Origin of the sequence: Methylobacterium sp. WL6 (assembly GCF_008040095.1) — a bacterium.
Classification (GTDB): Bacteria; Pseudomonadota; Alphaproteobacteria; order Rhizobiales; family Beijerinckiaceae; genus Methylobacterium.
The window spans coordinates 1-2,574 of the sequence record NZ_VRVH01000457.1 but is presented as its reverse complement, the minus strand read 5'-3'; the positions used below and the strand labels follow the sequence as shown (position 1 = coordinate 2,574).

At 74.9% G+C, this 2,574-nt stretch carries 3 protein-coding genes; all 3 read left to right on the top strand.

The window, feature by feature from the left end:
- Positions 1-591 (top strand): response regulator (locus FV230_RS27155; protein ID WP_147844580.1); only part of this gene is annotated, 591 nt, incomplete at its 5' end.
- On the top strand, positions 588-1,664 hold the full coding sequence (gene cheB / locus FV230_RS27150) for a chemotaxis-specific protein-glutamate methyltransferase CheB (protein WP_281408341.1): 1,077 nt from the start codon (positions 588-590) through the stop codon (positions 1,662-1,664). The genes FV230_RS27155 and cheB, both read left to right, overlap by 4 nt.
- Positions 1,661-2,574: response regulator (locus FV230_RS27145; protein ID WP_147844579.1), on the top strand; the 914-nt coding region annotated here is incomplete at its 3' end. The genes cheB and FV230_RS27145, both read left to right, overlap by 4 nt.

Here is a 2,574-nt window from a genome sequence, read left to right as displayed (position 1 = left end):
CTCCACGACGTGCGCACCCTCCTCGTGCTGCCGGCGCCGCCGGTCGGCGCCGAGTCCGGGCTCGTCGCCGGCACCGTCATCCTGCCCGGCGACGTGCCCGCCCTGGTGCTCGATCCCGACGGTCTCGCCGCGCGGGCGGGTGCCGCCGGCGCGGCGGCGAGGCCGGGCGACGGGGTCGCAGATGCTGGCGGAACGTTGGCGGAGGCGCCACGTTCGAAACACCGCGCGACGATTCTCGTCGTCGACGATTCGATCACCACCCGCACCCTGGAGAAGGGCATCTTGGAAGCCGCCGGCTATCGCGTGGTCGTGTGCGTCGACGGCCAGGACGCCCTCGACCGCCTGCACGCCGACATCGAGGTGTTCGACCTCGTGCTCGCCGACGTGGAGATGCCGCGGCTCGACGGCTTCGGCCTGCTCGCCGCGATCCGCGCCGAGACGCGGTTCGCGCGCCTGCCGGTGGTGCTGATGACCTCGCGGGGCGACGCGGCCGACGTCGCCCGCGGCCTCGACCTCGGCGCCGACGCCTACCTCACCAAGCAGAAGTTCGACCAGCGCCAGCTCCTCGACACCATCGGGCAGCTGTTGTGAGCGAGCCGGTCCGCGTCATGCTGGTCGAGGACAGCCTGGTGGTGCGCGAGCTGCTGCGCCACATCCTCTCCCGCGATCCCCGCCTGGCCTGCGTCGCCGCCGTCGCATCGGGCGAGGAGGCCCTGTCGGCGATCGACAGCGTGCGGCCCGACGTGATCTCGATGGACATCCGCCTGCCCGGCATCGACGGGCTCGAGACCACCCGCCGCATCATGTCCGAGCACCCGACGCCGATCGTGGTGATCGCCGATTCGGTCGAGGATTCCTCGCTGCGCATCTCGATGAACGCCCTGCGGGCCGGTGCGCTGTCCGTCGTCGAGAAGCCGGTGGCGACGACCCATGCCGGCTACGACGCGGTCGCCGGCGAGATCTGCACCCAGCTGCGCATCATGGCGCAGGTCCCGGTGATCCGCCGCCGCCCGATCGGCACCGAGTGGCTCGGGCGCACCGCGGCGGCCGCGTCCGCACCCGCGGCGAACCTGCCGCCGACCGTCCTGGCGATCGCCGCCTCCACCGGCGGCCCGCCGGCGCTCGCCCGCGTGATCGGGGCGCTGCCCGAGACGTTCCCGCTGCCGGTGCTGGTGGTCCAGCACATGGGCGCGGCCTTCATGGACGGGTTCGCGGCCTGGCTCGGCGGCGTGGTGCCGATGCCCGTCACGGTCGCCCGCGACGGCGAGCGGGCCGAGCCCGGCCGGGTCTACGTCGCCCCGGGCGACCGCCACCTGGAGCTGGGGCCGGGCCGGATCCTGCGCATCCTCGACAGCCTGCCGGTCTCCGGCCAGCGACCGGCGGCGACCGTGCTGTTCCGCTCGGTCGCGCGGCAGGCGGGCGCGACGGGGCTCGGCGTTCTGCTCACCGGCATGGGCGAGGACGGGGCGCTCGGCCTGCTCGACATGCATGCCGCCGGCGCGCAGACGGTGGCCGAGCACGAGAGCACGGCGGTCGTCTACGGCATGCCGGCGGCGGCCGTGCGCCTGAAGGCCGCCCGCGCCGTCCTGCCTCTCGACCGCGTCTCGGCCCATGTCCTCAAGCTCGCCATGCCCGGGGCCGGCTCGCAGGACCGGCCGGCATGAACGGCACCGCCGGCACGGCGACGGAGGCCGCCCGCATCCTCCTGGTCGAGGATTCGGAGACGCAGGCGCTGGAGCTTCGCTTGCTGCTGGAGAGCCACGGCTTCCAGGTCGAGCGCTGCCCGACCGCGGAAGCCGCGCTCGACCACCTCAATCAGGGCCTGCCCGACCTCGTCGTCGCCGACTACCACCTGCCGGGCATGAACGGCGACGAGCTGACGCGCCAGCTGCGCCTCTCGCTGCGCACCCGCGCCCTCCCCCTGCTGATGCTCACCGGCGCCCGCGACGGCGAGCGCCAGGGCCTCGAGAGCGGCGCCGACGCCTACGTCGCCAAGTCCGGCGACCGCGACCTGCTGATCCTGCGCATCCGCGCGCTCCTGCGCGAGCGCCTGGGCAGCGTGGCGCCCGGCAGCGCAGAGACCCCGTCGGCCGCCGCCTTCCGGCGCGGGCGCGTGCTGGTGATCGACGGCAGCGCCACCTACCGCACCTTCCTCGCAGGCCTGCTCGGCCAGGACGGCCACGCCGTCACCGTCAGCGCGGGGCCGGACGAGGCGCTCGCCGTCCTCGACGCCGAGGGCGAGGCGACGGCCTTCGACTGCGTCACCGTCGACCTGCTCGGCCCGGCCTTCGACGGCCTCGCCCTGTGCCGGGCCATCGACCAGCGCCGCGGCGTCCGGGTGGCCGGCGCCGGGTTCCACCTCGTCGGGGTCGCCGGCAGCAACCCCCCCAAGGATTTCCTCGTCCAGGCCTACGCCGCGGGCGCCGACGACGTGGTCTCGAAGTCCGATGCCGAGGTGCTGGCGCTGCGGGTGCGCGGCCTCGTGCGGCGCCGCTTCTTGGAGGAGGACGACCGCCGCATCGCCGGCGAGTTCGGCGCCCGGCAGCAGGCGGTCGAGCGCGCGCGCGCCGAGGC